The 20,863-nt window shown below is 69.5% G+C and carries 18 protein-coding genes; 7 read left to right on the top strand and 11 right to left on the bottom strand.

The features are described 5' to 3' along the window. Positions 1–2: 2 nt before the first annotated feature. A complete protein-coding gene (locus AB0B91_RS20370; protein ID WP_358321516.1) occupies positions 3–1,058 on the bottom strand; it encodes an ABC transporter substrate-binding protein in 1,056 nt (351 codons plus the stop codon). A gap of 290 nt (positions 1,059–1,348) precedes the next feature. Continuing rightward, on the bottom strand, positions 1,349–2,365 hold the full coding sequence (locus AB0B91_RS20365) for a LacI family DNA-binding transcriptional regulator (RefSeq protein WP_358321513.1): 1,017 nt from the start codon (positions 2,363–2,365) through the stop codon (positions 1,349–1,351). 116 nt (positions 2,366–2,481) lie between these two features. On the opposite strand from AB0B91_RS20365, the gene AB0B91_RS20360 reads away from it, so the two are divergent. The 3 genes from AB0B91_RS20360 (at position 2,482) to AB0B91_RS20350 (ending at position 4,816) form a co-directional block, all read left to right on the top strand. Further along, a complete protein-coding gene (locus AB0B91_RS20360; protein ID WP_358321510.1) occupies positions 2,482–3,708 on the top strand; it encodes a serine hydrolase in 1,227 nt (408 codons plus the stop codon). A 94-nt stretch (positions 3,709–3,802) separates the two neighbouring features. Then, the gene (locus tag AB0B91_RS20355; RefSeq protein WP_358321507.1) at positions 3,803–4,594 is read left to right on the top strand and encodes a hypothetical protein; all 792 of its coding nucleotides are present in this window, start codon (positions 3,803–3,805) and stop codon (positions 4,592–4,594) included. A gap of 9 nt (positions 4,595–4,603) precedes the next feature. Further along, on the top strand, positions 4,604–4,816 hold the full coding sequence (locus tag AB0B91_RS20350; protein WP_358321505.1) for a hypothetical protein: 213 nt from the start codon (positions 4,604–4,606) through the stop codon (positions 4,814–4,816). 28 nt (positions 4,817–4,844) lie between these two features. Here the strand turns inward: AB0B91_RS20350 and AB0B91_RS20345 are convergent, their stop codons facing one another. The 6 genes from AB0B91_RS20345 to AB0B91_RS20320 all read right to left on the bottom strand — a co-directional run bounded on the left by AB0B91_RS20345 (position 4,845) and on the right by AB0B91_RS20320 (position 10,170). After that, a complete protein-coding gene (locus AB0B91_RS20345; protein ID WP_358321502.1) occupies positions 4,845–5,450 on the bottom strand; it encodes a Chromate resistance protein ChrB in 606 nt (201 codons plus the stop codon). 75 nt (positions 5,451–5,525) lie between these two features. Continuing rightward, on the bottom strand, positions 5,526–6,515 hold the full coding sequence (locus AB0B91_RS20340; protein WP_358321499.1) for an NlpC/P60 family protein: 990 nt from the start codon (positions 6,513–6,515) through the stop codon (positions 5,526–5,528). A gap of 295 nt (positions 6,516–6,810) precedes the next feature. Continuing rightward, positions 6,811–7,224: a peptidase inhibitor family I36 protein gene (locus AB0B91_RS20335; RefSeq protein ID WP_358321496.1), complete on the bottom strand. Its 414-nt coding sequence runs from the start codon at positions 7,222–7,224 to the stop codon at positions 6,811–6,813. A gap of 174 nt (positions 7,225–7,398) precedes the next feature. After that, positions 7,399–8,277, bottom strand: coding sequence for a hypothetical protein (locus tag AB0B91_RS20330; RefSeq protein ID WP_358321493.1), 879 nt, complete (start codon positions 8,275–8,277; stop codon positions 7,399–7,401). Positions 8,278–8,407: 130 nt separating this feature from the next. Next, positions 8,408–8,779: a nuclear transport factor 2 family protein gene (locus AB0B91_RS20325; protein WP_358321490.1), complete on the bottom strand. Its 372-nt coding sequence runs from the start codon at positions 8,777–8,779 to the stop codon at positions 8,408–8,410. 128 nt (positions 8,780–8,907) lie between these two features. Further along, positions 8,908–10,170, bottom strand: a complete 1,263-nt coding sequence (locus AB0B91_RS20320; protein ID WP_358321487.1) for an FAD-dependent monooxygenase — start codon at positions 10,168–10,170, stop codon at positions 8,908–8,910. Between the two features lie 93 nt (positions 10,171–10,263). Between AB0B91_RS20320 and AB0B91_RS20315 the strand changes: the two genes are divergently transcribed. After that, on the top strand, positions 10,264–11,148 hold the full coding sequence (locus AB0B91_RS20315; protein ID WP_358321484.1) for a TetR family transcriptional regulator: 885 nt from the start codon (positions 10,264–10,266) through the stop codon (positions 11,146–11,148). Between the two features lie 79 nt (positions 11,149–11,227). Here AB0B91_RS20315 and AB0B91_RS20310 read toward each other — a convergent pair whose 3' ends face one another. The 3 genes from AB0B91_RS20310 to AB0B91_RS20300 form a co-directional block, all read right to left on the bottom strand. Next, complete coding sequence (locus AB0B91_RS20310; RefSeq protein ID WP_358322200.1) at positions 11,228–13,786, bottom strand: tetratricopeptide repeat protein; 2,559 nt, start codon at positions 13,784–13,786, stop codon at positions 11,228–11,230. Positions 13,787–13,896: 110 nt separating this feature from the next. Beyond that, positions 13,897–14,379: a hypothetical protein gene (locus AB0B91_RS20305; protein ID WP_358321481.1), complete on the bottom strand. Its 483-nt coding sequence runs from the start codon at positions 14,377–14,379 to the stop codon at positions 13,897–13,899. Between the two features lie 194 nt (positions 14,380–14,573). Beyond that, a complete protein-coding gene (locus AB0B91_RS20300; protein WP_358321479.1) occupies positions 14,574–16,277 on the bottom strand; it encodes a serine/threonine-protein kinase in 1,704 nt (567 codons plus the stop codon). A gap of 271 nt (positions 16,278–16,548) precedes the next feature. Between AB0B91_RS20300 and AB0B91_RS20295 the strand changes: the two genes are divergently transcribed. The 3 genes from AB0B91_RS20295 to AB0B91_RS20285 all read left to right on the top strand — a co-directional run bounded on the left by AB0B91_RS20295 (position 16,549) and on the right by AB0B91_RS20285 (position 20,785). Continuing rightward, the gene (locus AB0B91_RS20295) at positions 16,549–18,324 is read left to right on the top strand and encodes a PA14 domain-containing protein (protein WP_358321477.1); all 1,776 of its coding nucleotides are present in this window, start codon (positions 16,549–16,551) and stop codon (positions 18,322–18,324) included. A 95-nt stretch (positions 18,325–18,419) separates the two neighbouring features. Beyond that, entirely contained in the window at positions 18,420–20,132 is a 1,713-nt protein-coding gene (locus AB0B91_RS20290) for an AMP-binding protein (RefSeq protein ID WP_358321475.1), read from the top strand. Further along, entirely contained in the window at positions 20,129–20,785 is a 657-nt protein-coding gene (locus AB0B91_RS20285; RefSeq protein WP_358321472.1) for a nitroreductase family protein, read from the top strand. Before AB0B91_RS20290 ends, AB0B91_RS20285 begins: the two co-directional genes overlap by 4 nt. Positions 20,786–20,863: the final 78 nt, after the last annotated feature.

Raw genomic sequence — 20,863 nt, 5'->3', positions numbered from 1 at the left:
CGCTACACATTCTTGGCCCGCTCGAGCACGGCGGTCAGGTCCTGGACCTGCCGGGTGTAGTCGTTGTAGTTCAGCGAGACCCGCACCCAGCTGCCGACCTGACCGGCCTTCACCGCCTTCAGGGCGTTCCACGTCGGGTACTTCTTGAGCGCATCGATGCCCAGCGTGTAGCCGCGGGCGTCGACCAGGACGACGCTCGGCTGGTACTTCGCGGCGTTCTCCCAGCTCACGGCCTCGTAGTAGGAGCTGACGAGCTTGCCGTCCGGGGTCATCAGGTCGATGCCCCAGTCCCTGAGGTCGAGCAGGTCCGGGAACAGGTCGGGAACGGCGAAGTAGACCTGTTCCTGGGCCGGGGTCACGGCCAGGACCTTCAGATCCGGGTGCTGCTTGGCCGTGCTCTTCAGCGCCTCGACCGCGCCGGCCCACTTCGTCCGGGCCTGCGCGACCGCCCCTCCGTCGACGTCGGCGCCGAGGGCCTTGGCCAGCGCGGAGAAGCGCTCGATGACGTGGGAGGACGGTTTGGTCGAGTCGATGGCCAGGATCGGCGCGATGGTCTTGGCGTCGTTCTGCATCTTCGCGGTCTGGAAGCCGTAGACGCCGCCGGGGAACAGGACGCCGTCCCCGGTGTAGAAGGTCGAGACGATGACGTCCGGCCTCAGGGAGGCCAGCTTCTCCATCTTGACCTCGCCGAAGACCTCGCCGACCGACTCGATGCCGGTCAGGTCGAGCCCTTTGAGCATGGGGTTGCCGTTGAGGGGCGCGCCGCCGAAGATGCCCACCGGTCTGATGCCGAGGTGCATCAGGGCGTTGGCGGCGTCCTCCTGGGCGACGACCCGGATCTCCTTCTTGTCGAGCTTGACGGTCTCCGCCCGGTCGTCGGTGAAGGAGAAGGCGGCGGACGCCGCCGCCGCGTTCGTGGCCGTCCCGGCGGCGGTGCCGGTGGCGCCGGATCCGGGCTGACCGGCGCATCCGGTCACGACAAGAAGCGCGGCAGTGACGAGACCGATCAGACGCGGGCGGATGCTGAGAGTGTCCGGAGATTTGGGGGGCGCGCTCATGTTGTTCCTCTCTCGGCGCCTGTTCGCCCGGGGGACATTTCTGTCGGCCCGCGAAGGGCAGCGCAGCACGGGGCGCTGGTCGGTTGAGGCAGCCGATGCGTTCTTGCCTGAACGTTTCGGCACATACAATCACCGGCGAAAGATGGTGTCAACGATGCGTTAGCGGGGGATTACTGAGGCAGGTGCCGGGCTGTTGCGTCCTTCGCGGGCGCGTGCCTAAGGTGTGCCGAAACGATTCGGCACGGTGTGAGGTGCGCGTGACAACGGAGCCCGCCCGCCTGACGGCCGGTTCAGTGCCGCGAGGTCGACTCGCGCACCCGGAGCTCGGTCTGGATGACGACCGGGCCCGCCGCCTTCTCGCCGCTCACCCGCCTGGCCAGCAGGTCGACCGCGGCCCGGGCCATCTCGATCGGCCGCAGGTCGACGGCGGTGATGGGCGGCGAGGAGACCTGGAGCATCTGCCCGTCCATGCCGCCGGCCAGCAGGAGGTCGCCGGGCACCGAACGTCCCGACTCGGTGATCGCGTCAAGGGCGCCGAGCGGGGTGCCGAACGGGATCGCGAAGATGGCGTCCGGCGGGTTCTTGAGCCGCAGCAGGCTGCGCACGCCCGCCGCCGCGGTCGCCCTGGGCCGCTCCACGTCGATCAGGCGCACCTGCGGCTTGACGCCGTGCTCGGCGCACCAGCGCGCGTACGCCGCGGAGGTGTCCTCGAACCAGGCCCAGGGGGCGTCCGCCGTCACCAGCGCGATCCGCTTCGCGCCCTGGGCGGTGAGGTGGTCGAGGACCTGCACGGTGCTGCCCGTGTTGTCGGTCTCCACCCACCAGCCGTCCGTACGCTGGATGTCGCGGTCGATGGTCACCGCGGGCACGCCCGCGTTGTTGAGCACCGTCAGCGCCTGGTCGCCCTCGCGCGGATCGGCGATGATCACGCCGTCGACGTCGAGCCGCGCCAGGTCCCGGACGTCGGTGGGGCGCGGGGCCACCAGGAGCTGGCGGTCGGAGTCGACGGTGGCCGCGGCGCAGGCGGCCACCAGGGCCATGTCGTACTCGGCGTTCGCCAGCCAGTCGCCCACGCCGACGTGGCCCAGCGGCAGGCACATGGCGAAGACCCCGGTCCGGCCGGAGCGCAGCGCGCGGGCGGACCGGCGCGGGCGCCACCCGACCTCGGAGACGGCCGTGAGCACCCGTTCGCGCGTCGCGGGATCCACCCGCCCCTTGCTGTTGACCACATCGGAGACCGTCGTCATGGACACACCCGCCCGGATCGCCACATCACGAATCGTGGGGCGCGCTGGTTTCGTGCTCATGAAGGGACTCCGTCTGTGCCTGGGGCCGCGGAGCGGCGAGGTTCTGCGGCCGCTTGACTGCGGATCAGGCCATTTCTAGCCTTGCCGAAAGGTTTCGTCAAAGGAGAATCAGGCCTATGTCGCCTGCGGAATCACCTATATCAAGCTATGACCAGTTCGACGCCGCGGGACCGGTGACGCTGGAGAACTGGATGCGGCCGCCCTACAACGTCAGCGCGTACCAGCGCATCGGAGAGTTGATCCCCACCGCGCCGATCTCCCGCGGTGATGGGCCCGTCCACGACCTGATCGCCGAGGGGACGAGCCTGGGCTCTCTGGAACTGCGCCTCCAGGACGGCCCGAGACGTCGCCTGACCGTGGCGGAGCTCGTCGATTGGTCGCACACCGACGCCCTGGTCGTGCTGCACCGGGGCCGGGTCGTCCACGAGCAGTACGAGCACGGCATGCGGCCGGGCACCCGGCATCTGTGCATGTCGGTGTCCAAGTCCATCACCGCCACGGCCGTCGGTTCGGTGATCGAGTCCGGGGCGCTGTCGCCGGAGGACGAGGTCTGCGCGATCGTGCCCGAGTTCCGCGGCACCGGGCTGGCGGGGGCCAGTGTCCGGCATCTGCTGGACATGCGCACGGGGACGCGCGAGGACATCACCACGCTCGAACTCCAGCGTGCCTACTTCTCCATCTGCCAGTGGGCGCCCCCGGCGGGCTCGCCGGACGAGGACTCGCGCAGCCATTTCTGGCGCTTGACCCAGGTGCGCCCGCACGGCGGTGACTTCGAGTACCGCTCGACCCTGACCTGCGTGCTGGCGCTGCTGGCCGAGCGCGCGACGGGCCTGCGGGTGCCGGAGCTGATCTCCCGGCAGCTGTGGCGGCGGCTGGGCGCCGAACACGACGCCGAGATCACGGTCGACCGCAACGGCCACGCCCTGGCGGACATCGGGGTCTGCTGTACGGCCCGCGATCTGGCCCGCCTCGGCGAGGCCCTGCGGCGGGACGGGCTGCGCTCCGATGGGACGCGGGTGGTGCCGGAAGGCTGGGTCGCCGACACCCTGACCCCCGACGGCGACCAGGCCGCGGCCTTTCCCCGGCACGGCTCGCCGTACCTGACCGTGCCCGGCGCCTACTACCGCAACCAGTGGTGGGTCGCCGCGCCCCGCACCCCGGACGGGGGCGGGGTCTACATGGCCTTGGGTATCCACGGCCAGATGCTGTTCGTCCATGAGGCGGCCGGGGTGGTCATCGCCAAGTTCTCCTCCTGGCCCGAGCCGTGGATCGACGACCTGGCGCGGGGGAGCATCGCGGGCTGCCTCGCCATCGCTGACACGCTGTCAGGCCACTCCTTGTAGACATAGCGTTGGATATATGCGCAAACTAACAACTGTTACATCTTGTGGCGAGTGATGGTTCGCCGGTGGAGGAGCAACGGAAGGAAGTGGGCCGATGGACGCGGCCGCATGGGGCTTGGGCACGGCGGTGCTGCTCGCCTCGATCGTGGAGATGGTCGAGGCCCTGACGATCGTCATGGCGATGGGCGTGACGCGGAGCTGGCGCTCCACGTTCGCGGGTGTGGCGGCGGCGCTCGTCGCGCTGACGGCCTTCACCGCCGTCGCCGGATACGCGCTCGCGACCTGGTTGCCGGAGGCGGCACTCCAGCTCGCGATCGGCGGCGTCCTGCTGATCTTCGGCCTGCAGTGGCTGCGCAAGGCGATCCTGCGGTCGTCCGGGCGCAAGGCCATGCACGACGAGGACCAGATCTTCGCCGACGAGGTGGCGGCGGCCGAGAGTGCGGGCGCGGTCAAGGCCAAGGGCCTCGACTGGTTCTCGTTCATGATCAGTTTCAAGGGGGTCTTCCTCGAAGGCGTCGAGGTGGTCTTCATCGTGATCACGTTCGGCCTGAGCGCGGACAACATGCCAGTGGCGATCGGCGCCGCCGTCCTCGGTGTGCTCCTCGTCCTCGGCGTGGGCATCGCCGTCAGGGGGCCGCTGTCGAAGGTGCCGGAGAACACCATGAAGTACGGTGTCGGCCTGCTGCTCGCGGCGTTCGGCACCTTCTGGGCGGTCGAAGGGCTGGGCATCTTCACCGCGAGCCGCCAGAGCCTGGAGTGGCCGGGCGCCGACCTGGCGATCCTGGTGCTCATCGCCGCGTGGTTCGGGCTGTCGCGGGTGATGGTCCACGCCCTCAGGCGGCCCGCCGCGACCGCGTCCACCGCCGTCCCGAGCGCTTCCAGCTAGGAGTTGAACATGGGTTTCATCCGAGGATTCGGGCAGTTCTGGTACGACCTGATCATCGGCGACGACTGGAAGATCGCCGTGGCCGTCGTCACCACGCTGGCGCTCGGCACGGTGGTCCTGCTGGCGTTCGCGGTGCCGGCAGTGGTGCTCACGCCGGTGCTCGGGGCGTGCCTCATGGCCGCCTTCGTCATCGCGCTGCGGATCGACGTGCGCGATCGCTAGCCGGCCTGGAAGATGACCCGTAGCCGGCCTAGAAGATCGCGCTGTCCTCGGCCTCGTAGACGGAGGCGGCGAACTCCTCCAGCGTCTTCGCGCAGTCCTCGAGCGCCTCGGTCACCTCTTTCGCCCGTGCGGCACCCAGGACGTCACGTGCCTTGACCTTCTCGTACCAGCCCTTGAGCTTGGTGAGGTCTTCCTCGTTCTCTTCCAGCTCGCTGTAGGTGAAGTGCCGCGCGGTCACCTCTTTGGCCACTTCGGCGTGGAAGTCGACGCACTTGTCGAGGATCTCTTCGTACTCGTCGTCGCGCGCGGCGTTGTAGAGGGCGACCAGTTCGGTCTCGCCGATGACCGAGGAGGTGCTGACCAGGAAGGCCTGACCCGACATCGACTCGACGATCTCGTTGCGCAGCGCCCGCAGCATCCGCTCGCTGTGCGGTGTCCGCGGCGCGGCGGCCGCGGAGTTCTGCAGGTAGATGGCGCCGAGGTTGCGCAGCCGCCGCCAGACTGCGGCGCGCAACCGGGTCGGCTCGCTGGGCACCCGGTAGATCAGCATGAGCCAGGTGACATGCTTCGCCGGCTCGACGGCCTCCTGGCCTTCGGGAGCGCGGCCGGTCTTCGGCCTCTCGGTGCCCGGCAATGCCCGCCTCCTCCGCAGCGCTGAACGAGTCGATCGTATCCGCCCTGACGACACCCGCCACCCGCGCGCCGAAGGTCAGGGGCGGACCGCGCCGAGCAGGCGGGCGCGCCAGTAGTCGTCGAGGTCGGACACCTTGATGACGTCTCCGGTCTGCGGCGCGTGGATCATCTTCCCGTTTCCCGCGTACATGCCCATGTGTCCGAGCCCCTTGCTGAAGAGCAGGTCTCCGGGCTGCAGTTCGTCCAGCGATACGCGGCGGTTGGCGCCCCAGCTCCACTGGGTGTAGGTCGTGCGGGTCAACTCGACGCCCGCGGCCCGCCAGGCGGCCTGGGTCAGGCCGGAGCAGTCGTAGGAGCTCGGTCCCGTGCCGCCCCACTGGTAGGGCTTGCCGATCTGGGCGAAGGCGAACTGGAGCGCGATGCGGGCGTTGCCGGAGGCCGCGCCGGTGTACTTGATGCCGGTGCTGTTGGGGTCGCCGGCCTGGAAGGCGCCCAGCTTGCGCAGGATCTTGGTCTGTTCGGCGACCAGCTTCTCGACTTCCGTCTTCTGCCCGCGGACCTTGTCGCGGGCGTCGTCCGCCTCGGCCAGGACGCTCTTGGCGTCCGTGCGCCGATCGCGCAGATCTTTGGTGGTCGCCTCGAAGGCGCTGAGTTTCGCCGCCCTGGCCTGCGCCATCTGGTCGAGCGTGGCCATGCCGCTCAGCGTCGCCTCAGGGCTGCTGTCGACGAGGAACCGCTGCCAGCCCGCGAAGTCGCCGAACTGGTAGCTGTTCACCGCCACCGCGGCGAGGTCCCTGCGCAGGACGTCGGCTTGTACGCCCTTGCGGCCGACCTCGGCGTTGAGGGTGTCGTACTTCTCCTTGGCCTTCTTGTAGGTCTCGGTGGCCTGGTTGTACTGCTCGACCACCTTGTCGGCCCGTTCGTTGAGTTTCACCAGTTTGGCCTTCGCCTTGGCCCTGGCCTGTGGGGTGGGTGTCGGCGCGGCGACGGCGCCGCTCGGGGTGGCGGCCAGCACGCCCAGCGCCAGTGCCCCGGCCACTGCCATCCGTCCAAGCCTTGTCGGCATGGCCACTACGACGCCTCCTCGTAACCGTCCTTGTATGGGGCGAAACCGTACCGGAGAGATGGCTTGTTCAGCACCATTTCTCGTCGGGACGGCTGCGAGATCCACTACTACGGGCGATAGCGGGGGTGATGTGCCGACCCATGTGTAGATACGCGCGTACGCGCTGGGACGTTCAGTCTTCGGGGGGTGGCGTTGATCGAGCGGGACCTGGCATCAAGGCCGGTCACCTGCCCGGGAGCGGACATGCGTGCGCCCCGGCATCGACGGTGCGATGCCGGGGCGCGTCGTGCCGCCGTCAGGAGTGGGACTTGACCCGGAAGTCGTCCTGGGTGCCGCAGGAGGGGCCGTTCGATCCGCCGATGCGAACGGAGTCGAAGAAGTCGCGGTAGGCGGAGAAGAAGTTGCCCTTGCCGCCCGGAGTGGTCACCGCCGAGCAGCCACCGTAGTTGGCTTCGGAGTAGAGGTGGATGTAGGAATCCGTCCGGTTCCAGTCCGACTTGGCTCTGCCGCCCATGTTCAACGCGGCGAGATCCGGCGTGTCGCTCTGGATCTCGATGATGTCGCCCGTGCCGTCGAGGCCGGAGAACATGCAGTAGTTGTCGTCATGGCACCGGTCATAGCCCGTGGCGGCGTGGGCGGGAACGGTCGGCAGGATGGACAGCGCGACGGCTGCGATCGGTAGCGCGAGCATCTGAAGCTTCTTGCCCATTGCCCCTCTTCGGTTGAAACTTTCTTTCGATGACGGGGTCGAACATACATGACTCGATCTTCGGTGCGGAAGGGGCAATCGCCGGTGATCAGGCGCAGCCCGATCACCGGCGATCAGGCGCAGCCCGAGCTCGCCGAGCGGGGCTGCCCGGCGGACTTGGCATGGCCGAATCGCCTACGAGCCGGCTCCGGACGTCACGGGGGCCGGTGTCTCCTGGGTCGCCAGTTCGGCCAGCCGCCCGGCCAGCAGCGCGGCCAGGATCACCGCTCCGGCGATGACCTGGAACACCCACACCGGCGTGGCCCAGAGCACCAGTTGTCCCTGGACCAGGGTGAGGAAGAGCACCGCGAGCACGGTGCCCGCCACGCCGCCCCGCCTGCCGTGCACGCTGATCCCGCCGAGCAGGACCGCGGCCAAGGTCAGCGTGGTCGTGGTCCAGCCCGAAGCGGGGGTCGCCGCGTGGGTCCTGGTCAGCAGCGCCACTCCGCCGAGGGCGGCGAGCAGGCTCGACCCGCCCAGCCCCACCATGGCGCTGATCCACGGCGACTCCACGCGCAGGGCGGGCCAGGCCAGCGCGCCGCCCAGGGACACGATGACGAACAGCACGAACCACACGAAGGTCGGAAAATCAATGTCGACGGGGATGACGCGGGCGTCCGCGATGCCGCTGACCAGCGCCTCGCAGGCCACGGCCGCGCCCAGGGTCACGGCCCACGCCGGCGCCGAGAGCGCGGTGACGAACAGACCCAGGAGGAGCCCGCCGACCGTGGCGACCAGGATCGCGATGATCGCCGCCGACCAGCCCAGCCCGCTCATACTCATCAGCCAGGCGGTCACCATGCCGGTGAAAGCGGCGATCGACCCGACGGCCAGGTTGGGCGTACCGGTGCGGAACGACAGCGCCAGCCCCGTCGCCACCAGCCCCAGAGCCCCGGCCTGCGCCAGTATGTAGACCAGATACTGGCCCGGCGACGCGCTCAACAGCGCCGCCACGATCAGCGCGATCGTGAGGATCCCGAGAAAGCCTTCCCAAACGAGAACGACAACTCGCATACGGGCGATCATCCTCGCGTGCGTGACCGCAATTCAAGAGCGTTCTGGTGGTCAGCTGAGCGTCAGGCCGATTCGCCGGGGGAGGGGCAGGTCAGGGTTTCGATTTCCCAGGGTTGGCGACGTTGATCGCTCAGCCGGCTCCGAATGGATTGTCGATGAGGTAGCGCCACAGGCCGTCCGGGCCCCGCCGCGCGACGTCGGTCGCCGTGCCGTGGAGGTCGATCTCGCGGCCGTCGCGCGCCTGGCCGCGAATGGTCCAGTCGACGATAAGCAGCGCGGTGTCGCCCGCGACGTAGGCGTGCCGCAACCGGGCGTCGATCGGCAGCCCGAACCCGAGCAGGTACTGGTTGGCGGTGGCCCGGTCCTTGCCCGTGACGGGATGCCCTGGGCTGGGGACGAGCACGCCCGGGTCGCTGTAGAGGTGCTCCAGGAGCTGGGTGTTCCCGGCGTTGAACGCGGCCATGAAGGCTTCGGGAAGTTGTGCGGCGTCATGAGTCGTCATGACCTATGCATCATATCACAAAGATCATTCTGAGGGTTGTTGATTCGGCGGACTCCTGCCAACAGGCATTCGGCGGCCACCACGCTCCTGGCCCCCAGTGGCCTCCGGCTGGCCGGGCGTACACGAGGTCAGGAGGCCGCGCGATCGCAGCGGGGGAACAAGCTCCGCGCTCGGTCCGCGGTCACGAGCTGGGGCTCGCGAATCAGGTGGTCGCGGGTGTAGTCGGGCAGTGGCGCGGTGTTCTTGGGCGCCATGATGCGCTCCACCGTCGCCATGGCCCGCATGAGTGGCAGCCGGGCCATGGTGTCGCGGACCCACCTGCCGGTGCGCGTCTTCGGCACCATGAGGCGGACGTTGGGCCCGATCTTCTGCTTCTGATCGACCAGCTCCCGGTGGCCGTCCTCATACCGGCGGAAGGCGACCTGGTGATCCCCGGCGGCCGCCGCGAGCTCGCCCGCGAGCCGGTACGCGCCGACCAGCGCCAGCTCGGCGCCGGCGCCCGACGCGGGAGACGCGCAGTAAGCGGCGTCACCCACGAGCGCCACGCGGCCCGACGACCACGACGGCATCCGCACCTGGCTCAACGCGTCGAAATAGAAGTCGGGGTCCGCGAGCGCTCCGGTGAGCAGCTCCCGTACGCGCCACGACTCACCCGCGAACGCCTCGCTCACCAGGCGCTTGTGCTGCTCGACGTCCCGGTGGTCGTACGTCAGCGGCTCGGACCGGCGGAAGATGAAGTACGCCTTGGCCTGGGAGTGGTTGCCCGAGCGGTAGATTCCGGCCATTTTGCCCGGCACGTTGTACATCGTCACCCAGCGGTTCTCACCCAGCGCCGAGTCGGCGTTCGAGAACGCGAAGTAGTGGCCCTTGTACTGGATGAACCGCGACTCGGGGCCGAAGGCCAGCCGGCGGACCGTGGAATGCATGCCGTCGGCGCCGATGACCAGATCGAACCGGCGAGCCGGGCCGTGCTCGAAGGAGACCGTCACGCCGTCGCCGCTCTGCTCCAGCGTCCGGATGGAGTCGCCGAAAACGTACTCGACGTCGTCCTTCGTCGCCTCGTACAGGAGCGCCACCAGGTCGCCACGCATGATCTCCACGTCGTCGCCACCGCTCCGCATGGCCTGCGCGTCGATGCGGGCCACGCTCCGGTTCGCAGCGTTCACGAAGGACATGCCCCGTACGTCCGCCGCCATCGTCCTGATCTGGGGCATGATCCCCATCCGTTCGGCCACGTCGATGGCGTGACCACGTACGTCCACACCGTTGCCGCCCGCGCGCGGCCGGGGCGCGCGCTCGACCAGGGTGGGCCGGAACCCGTGCCGGACCAGCCAGTACGCCAGGGTCTGCCCCGCGATACTCGCCCCAGAGATCAGAATCCGCTCGTTCATGAGACACCTCACCTTCGTTCGCCCTGACCATCGGTCAGTGGTTGAACCATAGGGTCCCGACCGGAGGTCAGTCAAGCGGCTAGAATCTGCGACATGACTGACGACACCCGCTCCGGGATCCTGCGGGTCGCGCTCGAACTGTTCGCCTCGCTGGGCTATCACGCCACCTCGGTACGGGAGATCGCGGAGCGGCTCAACCTGACGAAGACCGCGGTCCTCTACCATTTCCCCAGCAAGAAGGACATCCTTGCCACGCTGGCGGAGCCGATGCTGGCCGACATGGAGGCCGCCGTCGAGGCGGCCAACGGCATCGAGGGCGCTGACTTCCGGCGGAAGCGGTGGGTCGTCATCGAGGGGCTGCTCGACGTGTGGCTGAGGCACCGGTTCCTGATGCGGATGAACACGCAGGACCTGGCGCTGGGCGCCGACCGCCCGACGTTCGAGCGTTTTCGCGACACCGCGATGATGGCCGAGCACTTGATCGCCGGCCCCGACGCGGATCTCGCCGGGCAGGTCCGGGCGGTGCAGGCGTTCGCGATGCTCAGCGACCCGGTCGTCATGTTCGCCGACCTGCCCGCCGACCTGATCCGGCCCGCGGTGCTGGCCGGGGTGGAACGACTCCTCGGCGAGACGGCCCCGGGGCATGTGACCGGGTCCGCGACCGATCTCGATGCCGGGTCTCCGTCCGACTTTCAGGCAGGGCTTGCGCCCGACTTTCGGGCGGGGCCCTCCGCCGAGCCCTCCGCCGAGCCCTCCGCCGGGGCTTTCGCCGAGTCCTCAGCCGAGTCCTCGTCTGGCACTTCGCCCGCGCCCGCTCGGTCGTCGGGTCAACGGCGTGGCAGGCCCGGCGCGATGAGCCCGGACATGATCGAGACCGCCCGGCGGATGTACGCGACCGGCGAGCACTCCGCCGCCGACATCTCCCGAGCCCTGGGCGTCTCTCGCGCGACCGTATACCGGCACCTGTCGGACGGCTAATTTTGAGACTAAATATGCGACTCATTTTGAGACGATAGGTCAAACGCAACCCGCAGGTGTCACCGCGCGCACGCCCCTGTCACTCGGCGTTCCGCCGCCGCGCGGCCTCCGCAAGAGCCTGGGCCCGCTTGCGGCGCCGGTCGTCCCTCACCGTTTCGAAGATGATGGTCGCCCGCTCGAAGGCGCTGATGGCCTCGTCAAACCGTCCCAGCTCGCCCAGGGCATTGCCGAGGTTGGTCAGCGCCGTGCCTTCGCCGTGCCGATCGTCCGCCTCGCGGCAGATCGTCAGGGCTTTCCGGTGCAGGGTGACGGCCTCCTCGAACCGCCCCGCCTCGGCTAGGGCATTGCCCAGATTGTTGAGCGCCATGCCTTCGCCGTGCTGCTCGCCCAACTCCCGGCAGACCGCCAGGGCGTCCGTCAGGACGGTGATGGCTTCATCAAATCGCCCCACCCCGCTCAGGGCACTGCCTAGGTTGTTCAGCGCCGTGCCTTCGCCGTGTCGCTCGCCCAGCTCGCGGTAGACCGCCAGGGCGTCCCGGTACGCGGTGACGGCCGCCTTGAACTGCCCCAGCTCATCCAGGGCATTGCCGAGGTTGGTGAGCGTTATGCCCTCTCCGTGCCGGTCTTCCACCTCGCGGCGGGCTGTCAGAGCGTCCTCCAAGACCGTGACGGCCTCCTCGAACCGCCCCGCCTCGCCCAGGATGGAGCCGAGGCTGTTCAGCACTTTGGCTTCGCCGTGCCGGTCGTCCAGCAAGCGGAGGATTGTCAGGGCTTTCTGCTGTGCGGTGATGGCCTCTGTGTAGCGCCGCACTCCGGCCAGGGCATTGCCGAGGTTGATCAGCACTTGGGCTTCGCTGTGCCGGTCGTCCAGCAAGCGGAGGATTGTCAGGGCTTTCTGCTGTGCGGTGATGGCCTCTGTGTAGCGCCGCACCCCGCTCAGGGCATTGCCGAGGTTGATCAGCACGTGGGCTTCGCTGCGCGGGTCGTCCAGCAAGCGGAGGATTGTCAGGGCTTTCTGCTGTGCGGTGATGGCCTCTGTGTAGCGCCGCAGTCCACTGAGAGCGCTGCCGAGGTTGTTCAATACCTGGGCTTCGCTGTGTCGATCGCGTAGCTTGCGGAGGATCGTCAGCGCCTTGCGGTGCGTGATGAGGGCGTCGGTGAATCGCCGCATCTCGCACAGGGCGACGCCGAGGTTGTTCAGCGCGCCGGCTTCGCCCCGCCGGTCGCCCAGCCGGTTGCCGGCCCGCACCGCGACATTGGCGACGGCCAGACGGTCATCGAGGTGGCGGCGCCACGCAAGGTATTCGGTCAAGTGGGCCGACAGGTCCAAGGTGACGTGGTGGCGGTGGGTGGAGTCGGCCAGGGCGACCGCGGCGACCAGGTTGGCGCGTTCGGCGTCCAACCAGGCCAGCGCGTCCTGTCGGCCGCCGAACCGCTCAGACGTGGACTGACCGGGAAGAGCACGCAGGTGGCCGTCGGCGGCGTCGGCCGTGTCCAGGTAGAAGGCCAGCATCCGGTCCAGCGCCCGCTCGCGCCCGTCCGAGTTCGCCTCGGTCCTACCGTGCTCGTCGGCGTACAGGCGGACCAGATCATGCATCGCCCACCGGTCCTGGCCCGGGACCGGAGCGGTGACCAGGTGGGCACGGGACAGGGCGGCCAGGCGTCGGCGCGTGACCGGTTCGGGTGCGTCGTCCAGGGCGGCAGCGGCCGACAGGGACAGGTGCGGGCCCGGGTCCAGCGGCAGCAGCCGGAACAGCCGTGCCTGCTCAGGCTGCGTGTCGACCAGGTGCCGATAGGACAGGTCGAACGCGGCCCGCACCGCGTACGGCCGGCCGTGGGAGTCGGCATCACCGGTGTCCAGGGCGTCCAGCCGGTGCCGGGCGTCGGCGAGTTCCGCAGCCATGTCAGCCAGGAGGCGGTCCGGCTCGGCGCGCAGCAGGGCGGCGGTGATCTGTAATGCCAAGGGCAGCCGTCCGCACAGCCGGGCGATCGTTGTCGCGGGATGGGGCTCTGCGTCGATACGCGGATCGGGCCGGCTCGGCTGCAGGGCGGTACGCAGCAGGTCAAGGGCCTCTTCTTCGGGCAGCACGGTCAGGTCGACCAGGTGGGCGGACAGGGTAAGGGTGTGCCGTGAGGTGATCAGCAGCCGGTGGCACGGCTGGGCCGGCAGCAGCGGCTCGACCTGGCCGGTGACGGCGGCGTTGTCGGCCACTACCAGCACTGGCAGCCCTTGGCGGGCTTGTTCGGCCAGCACCGACCGGTACAAGGCAAGCCGTTCCTCGCCAGTCGGCGGAAGATCGGTGTCGCGGATGCCCATCTTGCGCAGCACGTCCCCTGCCGCCGCTGCGGCGGATACGCGTTTGCCGGGGTCGGGGGTGTAGCCGCGCAGGTCGACGAAGTACACGCCGCCGCCGAACCAGCCCTGCTCCATCGCCTGATGGGCGGCCACGAGCGCTAGCGCGGTCTTGCCGACCCCGGCCATCCCCGCCACCGCCGACACCACCACGCCTGTCCCACCCGCATCCGCCGGGTCCAGGAAGGCCAGCACCTCCCTCAGAGCGTCGGTGCGGCCGACGAAACCGACCGGGCCGGCTGGCAGGCCCGCCCGAGCCTGCGGGGCTGGACCGGTGACTTGCATGGTGATGTTGCGAGCCAAGGTCACCGGCGCGTTGAACGTCCCACCAGTGATCGCGTTACGGTGGCCACCGTCGTCAACGCCCTGATTGTCAACCGTGCGAGGCGGCTCGCTCACCGGAGCTGCTCCGGGACATCGGGATCGTCTGAGGGCAAGGCAGGAGGCGGGGACAGTTGAGCCGCGGATGGGCCGACGATGTCCCGGGCCATCGTCACGGGCCCATGGAAGGTGCCGCCCGTGATCGTGTTACTGGCGTTACCCGCCCCCGTGATGGCGGCCCGGCCGGCGTCGCCGGTCTGGATCACCCCGAAGTTGTCCCGAACGGCAACTGATCGCTCCTCGCGCTCCGTAATGGCGTCTATGTCTGAGCGTGGAGCGGTCGCCTGGGAAGAAGCCGGGCTCGAACTTCGGCGGGCCAGGACAACTCCGTACACCGAGATGCCCAGCCCCGCCAGGGCGACGAACACGCCTACCACGCTCGCCAGCTGATCGGCCTGTTCCAGATCCAGCACGATGAAGATCGTCCCCAGTGCGCCGACCACCAGACCGCCGACCGTCAGCGAGATCCAGCCCCAAGTGCTCTTCCTCGTCGCCATGCAGACCATGGTGAACGTGCTGGCCGCATACCGCCACTGAATGTGCAAACCAGCAGCCGGTCAGTTCACTTGCAGGAGCGGTTTCCCACCGGTTCTCTCAGGAGAGCAGCATGCGCTGGCGTAGTAGGGCGAAACCGGCGCGCCGTCCCAGAGCCGAAACCGCACAGTCGCAGAGAGGCCATGGAGACCAGCGTTCAGCTAGGAAAATCTAGGATGACGTATTCGTACTCTCCCGGAGACGAGCGTTTGAAGGTCCCGTCTCCGTCCAGGTCGATGAAGACGGTCAGGTACAGCTTCTTCTGCTGGGCGGCCAGGAGTGTCGAGGTGCCGTCCTTGAAGACCGTGGAGAACAGGACCGTGTCCTGGGAGTCGGAGCTGTGCCCGACCCGGTCTCCGATCAGGTAGTTGTGGCCGTGGTTGTTCAGATACAGCGTCCCTGATCCGTGCTCGTAGTCGGCGATGCCGGTGCCCGGTCTGAAGCAGGGATGGTCGGCCACCTTGCCTCCGTCGTCGATGGAGAAGACCGAGTCATCCGTCCAGGCGCAGACCTGGGCGGCCGTGTCCTTGGGGAGGGTGGGGAATCGCAGTTCGAACGGCTCGCGCTTCAGGGTGACGGTGGTGATGGGCTGGTCCAGATCGGTCAGGGACATCGGGCTGGCCGCCTTGTCCTGCCAGAATTCCAGCCCCAGGCGCGGTGAGCGCGCCACTTGCGCCGCGGGTGTGCCCGTGGGCGTGGCCGTCACAGTCGGGGACGTGGTGGCCGAGCCTGATGCCGATGGGCTGGTGCTGGGCTGCGGTGATCGGTACCAGTTGATGGCGACGGTGGCGGCCACCGTAAGGGTGATCGCGAGGCCCGCCGCGAGCGCCGTGCCGACGATCACACCGGCGCGCTTACGGCCCGGCTGTGTCTGGTGAGGCGTGGCGGGTGGCGGTGTGATCGGCCAAGGCCCCTGACGGAGCGGCGCTGGTGTCCCGTAAGGCGATGGCGTCCCGCCAGGGGGTGGCGTTCCCCCAGGTGGTGGTGTCCCGCCGCCCGGGGGCGGTCCGCCAGGCGGTGGTGTCCCATAGGACGGTGGTGTCCCGTACGAAGGGGGGCCGGGCTGCTTGTTCATCAGTCCCAGCAGCACCTGCCGGGCGGTCGGTCGCCACGAGGGGTCCTTGTGCAGGCAGGCGGCGACGAAGCCGCGTAAGGTCCCGGTCAGCGAGCCCAGCTCGGGTTCGGCGTTCAGGATGCGGTTGATCACGGCGGGCAGCGGTTCGTGGCCGAACGGCGGCCGGCCGTTGGCCGCGTACGCGATGGTGCACGCCCACGCGAACATGTCCAGGGTCGGACCGGCCGGGTGACCGGACAGTTGCTCGGGCGACATGTACGCCGGAGTGCCCACGACGCCGCTGACCGTGGCGGCGGTGGCGTCGATCGGGCGCGCGATGCCGAAGTCGATGACTCGCGGACCGTCGGCGGCCAGGAGCACGTTCGCGGGCTTGAAGTCGCGGTGCACCACCCCCGCCGCGTGAATGGCGCCCAGCGCCGTGGCCGTCGCGATGGCCAGACGGTCCAGGTCCGCGCCGCGCAGGACCCCGTTGTCGCGCACCGCCTCCTGCAGCGACGGGCCGTCGACGTACTCGCTGATGACGTACGGAGGGTCGGCGTCGGGATCGGCCGCCAGGACGCGGGCCGTGCAGAACGGCGCCACCCGCTGCAGGGACGCCAGCTCCCGGTGGAAGTGCCGCCGGGCGTCGAGGTCGTGGCCGATGTGCGTGTGCAGGAGCTTGACCGCCGCCCGCTGCCCGCTGGGCGAAGTGCCGAGGAACACCGTGCCCTGGCCGCCCTCACCGAGCCGCCCCCGCAGGACGTACCCGGCGACTTCCCGGGGATCGGTCGATCGGAGAGGTCGCATCAGATCCTCTCGCGCGGCAGCGGCAGCGGCAGCGACAGACGGCAAGCGCGGGGATCCGGCCGGCGGCGGCGAACCGCGTCCTCGCTTGGGTGCGGATGGGGCGGCATCTGCATAGAGCTGATTGTGCCGGATGCCGGGGTTGTCCGCCCGGACCGCGTCGATCCGTGAGACCAGCGCAGTGTCGCGCGCCACATCAACGCGAGAAGTCACTTTCACGTAATCCGCATATGTCATGATCCACGGGATTTGTGGACTTTGTGACAGGAGAAGGATGATCGCACTGGCACGTCGCACGCTGCACGCCGCCCTCGCGGGTGGTCTGGCCGCCGCGGCGGTCTGGACGGCGGGCGTACCGGCGGAGGCGGCCGTGGCCGCCACCGTCTCGGTGGACTTCACCAAACCGATCCGGACGATCGCACCCACTGACTTCGGCATCGGGATCACCGGCTACGGCGAGGGTTCGTACATCACCAACGACCCCAAGCACCAGGCCCGGCTGCGCGCTTTAGGCGTGGGCCGGATGCGGATCGAGCTCCACTACCAGGAGCCGGGCAACCATGACAGCCCGATCATCTGCGGCGGCTACGAATGCGCCACGGAGGTCTCGGGAGACGCCTGGATCAACGCGATCCGCGACCTCGGCGCCGAACCGGTCGTCATCCTCCAGGTGGACGGCCGGCAGAGCGCGGAGGTGAACCGCGGTGACGCGGTGGCCCTCTACAAGCACTTCGCGGCGACCGGAAAGCCGGTCCAGCGGTTCATTCTCGGCAACGAGCTCAACTGCGTGTGCACTCCCGACAAGCCGGAGATGACGGCGGCGGAGTACAGCAGCCGCTTCAACCTGATCACCGACGCGCTGCGGGCCGAGAACCCCGCGGTCAAGGTGGGCGGCCCCGCCACGGCATGGGACGACCACGACTACATCAGAACGTTCCTCCAAGGCTCCGGCAGCCGCGTCGACTTCGTCGACTACCACGACTACGGCAACGGCTTCGATGAGATCACCGACGAGGCGCTCCTCGGCAGCGTGATCCGCGACTACGAGACCGACATCAAGGAGGTGAGCGCGCTCGCGGAGTCCGTACTGGGCCGGAAGATCGACCTGCAGATCGGCGAGTTCAACTCCGACTTCAACGACCCCGACGGCCACCGTACGCTCACCCACTTCAACACGCTGTGGGGCGCGGCGGCGCTCGGGCAGATCCTGCACGCGGGCGCCAGCGCCTACCAGTACGGCGACAAGAACGGGCAGCTCGGCCTGACCAGCACGAACGGCGAAGGCAACATTCCGCGCAGCGAGCCCCTGCCCATCTACCACGGCATCGGCATGTACACCGGTGAGGGGCTGTTCCGGCCCTTCGGCAAGACCGTCGTCCAGGCGAGCGCGAACAACGACAAGCTGCACGTCTTCGCCTCGGACCAGAGCAAGAACGTGGTCCTGGTCAATGTCGGCGCCGACCCGATCGAGGCCGGTCTCGCGCTCACCGGGCTGACGGCGGGGACCGCGGCGATCTGGCAGAGCACGTCGGACGCCTGGACCCCGCACCGGACCGGAACCGCGGCCATCGCCGGCGGCAAGGCCACGGTGACGCTGCCGGCGGGTTCGGCGACGACGCTGGTGATCGACCAGCAGGGGCTGTCGGCGACGTACTTCGACAACGCCGACCTCACCGGCGCCACGGTCACCAGGATCGACCCCACCGTGAACTTCGACTGGGGTTCGGCCGCCCCGGACCCGGCCATCGGCGCCGACACCTTCAGCGTGCGCTGGACGGGGAAGGTCATGGCCGACAAGGCGGAGACCTACACCTTCGTCACCACCACCGACGACGGGGTACGGCTGTGGGTGGACGGCAAGCCACTCATCGACAACTGGACCGACCACTCCAAGCGCGACGACACCGGCCAGGTGGCGCTGAGCGCCGGGACGCACGACATCAAGATGGAGTTCTACGACAGCGGCTATGACGCCATCGCCGAGCTGCGATGGGAGAGCCCGAGCATTCCCCGCCAGATCATCCCCGCGGAGAAGCTGCTCGCCGGGTGAGCAGGCCCGCGCCCACCCCGCTCCTGGGGTGGGCGTCCGGGCTAGAACCGGATCCCATGGGTATGGCCTTCTTACCCTTGAGAACAGGTATCCGGATGATCACCAAGTTGGCGCGGCTGTGCGGCTTCGGGGCCGAGGCCGTCGAAACGTTCGCCCGCAACGGTCTGCTGCGCCCTGTGCCGCCCGCGGACCTGGCGCGCATGGTGGAGGCGTTCCGCCACTTCCACGTCACCCCCGCCACGGGCGTGGCCATGGCCGCCGCGCGCTGGCCGGATCGCCCCGCCATCCTCGACGAGGACGGCTCCCTGACGTTCGCCGAGCTCGACGCGCGGGTGGCGGCGCTGGCCTCGGCCCTGTACGACCGGTTCGGCGTACGGCCGGGCCGGACCGTGGCGATCATGTGGCCCAACCACCGCGGCTTCGTCGAGGCCGTGGCGGCCGTTTCGCGGCTGGGCGCGGACTTGCTGCTGCTCAACACCGGCCTGGCCGGGCCGCGCCTGCGTGACATCCTGCGGCGCGAGGACGTGCACACCCTGATCGCCGCGCCGGAGCTGCCGCCCGTGGACTTCGCCGGGACCCGCGTCGGCGACCTGGACGAGCTGATCGCCTCCGCGACGGCCTCCGCGACCGCCTCCGCCTCCGCGACCGCGACCGCCACCGGGCCCGAGCCGCCGGCGCCGCGTCGGCCGGGACGCCTGGTGCTGCTCACGTCCGGGACGACCGGGGTGCCCAAGGGAGCGACGCGACGGCTGTCACTGACCGCGCTGGCCGAGCCGTTCACCTCGATGCTGGCCACCGTGCCGCTGCGCAGCGGCGAGCCGATCCTCATCGCGCCGCCGCTGTTCCACGGTCTCGGCCTGCTCTGGTACGGCGTGGCGCTGGTGCTCGGCTGCCCGGTCGTGCTGACGCGGCGCTTCGACCCCGAGAAGGTCCTTCGCGCCCTCGACCGGCATCGGGCCACGGCCATGGTCGCCGTGCCCGTCATGCTGAGGCGGCTGCTGGCCCACGACGTCCAGCCGCTGCCGCACCTGCGGGTGGTGGTCTCCGGCGGGTCGGCGCTGCCGCCGGACCTGGCCACCGCGTTCATGGACGCCTACGGTGACGTGCTCTACAACCTCTACGGCTCCACCGAGGTCGGCTGGGCCACGCTCGCCACCCCGGCCGACCTGCGGGCCGCCCCGGACACCATCGGCCGCCCCACGCGCGGGACCACGGTGGTGATCGCCGGCCCGGATGGCCGCGAGCTGCCCCCGTACGAGGTGGGGCGCGTTCTCGTCGGCGGCGGGCTCACCTTCAGCGGCTACTCGGGCGGCGGCGGTGACGCGAGCACGGAAGCGGGCGGCCGGCAGAGCACCGGCGGCCCGCGGAGCACCGGCGGCCCGCGGAGCACCGGCGGCCCGCGGAGCACCGGCGGCCCGCGGAGCACCGGGGGCCTGCTGAGCACCGGCGACCTCGGGCACCGGGACGGCCGGGGGCGGCTGTTCATCGACGGCCGCGAGGACGACATGATCGTCTCGGGTGGTGAGAACGTGTTCCCGCAGGAGGTCGAGAACCTCCTCGGCCGGCATCCGGGCGTCGCCGACGTGGCCGTCCTGGGCGTACCGGATGAGGAGTACGGCCAGCGCCTGGCCGCCTACGTGGTCCGGGAGCCCGGCGCGAGACTGTCGGCCGACGAGCTCAAACAGGCCGTCAAGGCCGAGCTGGGCGGCTACAAGGTGCCGCGCGACATCGAGTTCGTGACGGCCGTGCCCCGCAACCAGACGGGCAAGGTGGACCGGCGGAGACTCGGTGGCACGATGAGCTCATGACGATCCCATCACTCGGTCTCGATGAGCTGCTCACCACCACCCGGAGCGTGCGCAAGCGCCTCGACCTCGACCGCCCCGTCCCGCTCGAACTGGTGCGGGAGTGCCTGGACATCGCGCTACAGGCGCCCAGCGGCGGCAACCGCCAGGGCTGGCACTGGATCGTGGTCACCGATCCCGAGCTCCGCCGGCAGATCGGGGACTACTACCTGCGCTCAGCGCAGGCGTACTTCGGGTCCGGCGCCTCGGGCGCGCACCTGTACAAGGACGACCCGGCCCGGGCCGAGGTGCAGCGGCGCGTCTCGGCGAGCGCCGTCCACCTGGCCGAGCACATGGGGGAGGTGCCGGTGCTGGTGATCCCGTGCATCCAGGCGTCCAAGCTCCCCGAGGGCAACCAGGCCGGGCTGTGGGGATCGCTGCTGCCCGCGGCGTGGAGCTACATGCTCGCCGCGCGGGCGCGCGGGCTGGGCACGGCGTGGACCACCCTGCACCTGGCCTACGAGAGCGAGGTGGCCGAGCTGCTCGGCCTCCCCGACGACGTCCGCCAGGGCGTGCTCATCCCCACCGCCTACTACACCGGCGACACCTTCAAGCCCGCCTCGCGCCTGCCGCTCGACGACGTCCTCCATCTCGACCGCTGGCGGGGCGCCATGTGACGGAGCCGGGGGCTTATCGGTGGCCTTAATTTATGCCTTGACATAAGTGGGAAACATAAGTTGTCTCGGTGTACACCC

This window comes from Nonomuraea sp. NPDC049141 (genome assembly GCF_040648415.1).
Taxonomy (GTDB): Bacteria; Actinomycetota; Actinomycetes; order Streptosporangiales; family Streptosporangiaceae; genus Nonomuraea.
This window is presented reverse-complemented; position numbering and strand designations above follow the sequence as displayed.

Excerpts from the sequence above, each read along its gene's own strand:
- AB0B91_RS20305 (WP_358321481.1), bottom strand. The coding sequence starts at position 14,379 with ATGGCGACGAGGAAGAGCACTTGGGGCTGGATCTCGCTGACGGTCGGC.
- AB0B91_RS20320 (WP_358321487.1), bottom strand. The coding sequence starts at position 10,170 with ATGAACGAGCGGATTCTGATCTCTGGGGCGAGTATCGCGGGGCAGACC.
- AB0B91_RS20360 (WP_358321510.1), top strand. The coding sequence starts at position 2,482 with ATGTCGCCTGCGGAATCACCTATATCAAGCTATGACCAGTTCGACGCC.
- AB0B91_RS20370 (WP_358321516.1), bottom strand. The coding sequence starts at position 1,058 with ATGAGCGCGCCCCCCAAATCTCCGGACACTCTCAGCATCCGCCCGCGT.
- AB0B91_RS20325 (WP_358321490.1), bottom strand. The coding sequence starts at position 8,779 with ATGACGACTCATGACGCCGCACAACTTCCCGAAGCCTTCATGGCCGCG.
- AB0B91_RS20295 (WP_358321477.1), top strand. The coding sequence starts at position 16,549 with ATGATCGCACTGGCACGTCGCACGCTGCACGCCGCCCTCGCGGGTGGT.
- AB0B91_RS20335 (WP_358321496.1), bottom strand. The coding sequence starts at position 7,224 with ATGGGCAAGAAGCTTCAGATGCTCGCGCTACCGATCGCAGCCGTCGCG.
- AB0B91_RS20350 (WP_358321505.1), top strand. The coding sequence starts at position 4,604 with ATGGGTTTCATCCGAGGATTCGGGCAGTTCTGGTACGACCTGATCATC.
- AB0B91_RS20315 (WP_358321484.1), top strand. The coding sequence starts at position 10,264 with ATGACTGACGACACCCGCTCCGGGATCCTGCGGGTCGCGCTCGAACTG.
- AB0B91_RS20290 (WP_358321475.1), top strand. The coding sequence starts at position 18,420 with ATGATCACCAAGTTGGCGCGGCTGTGCGGCTTCGGGGCCGAGGCCGTC.
- AB0B91_RS20310 (WP_358322200.1), bottom strand. The coding sequence starts at position 13,786 with ATGCAAGTCACCGGTCCAGCCCCGCAGGCTCGGGCGGGCCTGCCAGCC.
- AB0B91_RS20285 (WP_358321472.1), top strand. The coding sequence starts at position 20,129 with ATGACGATCCCATCACTCGGTCTCGATGAGCTGCTCACCACCACCCGG.
- AB0B91_RS20330 (WP_358321493.1), bottom strand. The coding sequence starts at position 8,277 with ATGCGAGTTGTCGTTCTCGTTTGGGAAGGCTTTCTCGGGATCCTCACG.
- AB0B91_RS20340 (WP_358321499.1), bottom strand. The coding sequence starts at position 6,515 with ATGCCGACAAGGCTTGGACGGATGGCAGTGGCCGGGGCACTGGCGCTG.
- AB0B91_RS20300 (WP_358321479.1), bottom strand. The coding sequence starts at position 16,277 with ATGCGACCTCTCCGATCGACCGATCCCCGGGAAGTCGCCGGGTACGTC.
- AB0B91_RS20365 (WP_358321513.1), bottom strand. The coding sequence starts at position 2,365 with ATGAGCACGAAACCAGCGCGCCCCACGATTCGTGATGTGGCGATCCGG.
- AB0B91_RS20355 (WP_358321507.1), top strand. The coding sequence starts at position 3,803 with ATGGACGCGGCCGCATGGGGCTTGGGCACGGCGGTGCTGCTCGCCTCG.